Annotated in this window: 1 protein-coding gene; it reads left to right on the top strand. The window is 60.4% G+C overall.

The genetic code is table 11. The features are described from left to right. Positions 1 to 313, top strand: a 313-nt coding sequence (locus CKO33_RS13245; RefSeq protein ID WP_274600771.1) for a hypothetical protein, incomplete at both ends; no start/stop codon positions are given.

Here is a 313-nt window from a genome sequence, read left to right as displayed (position 1 = left end):
GCTGGGAACCTCACCACCCTGGAAATTCGCGACCAAGTCCAGGTGCGTGACGTCGCTGCTGTCGCTCAGCGGTTCGAAATGTGGCGTCGTATCGACGTTGAGGTTCGTGGATATGTCTCTGCTCTGGGGGTGGAGGGACGCCTCGTCCAGTTGCAGCGCAACGAACTGTCCCTAGGCGTGGAGGACCTTGGGCGGTTGCTCACCGAGGATTATCGTCCCGATTCCGTCGCTCCTGGCGAGTTTTCCCTGTCCGGGCTGCAGAAACTGTCCTGGGCGGATCTGCTTGACGTAACCAAGGTGGCCGATGCTATCC

Source organism: Ectothiorhodospira mobilis (assembly GCF_016584115.1).
Lineage (GTDB): Bacteria > Pseudomonadota > Gammaproteobacteria > Ectothiorhodospirales > Ectothiorhodospiraceae > Ectothiorhodospira > Ectothiorhodospira mobilis.
Note: the sequence above shows the minus strand (reverse complement) of the source record. Positions and strands in the feature narration are given on the sequence as shown.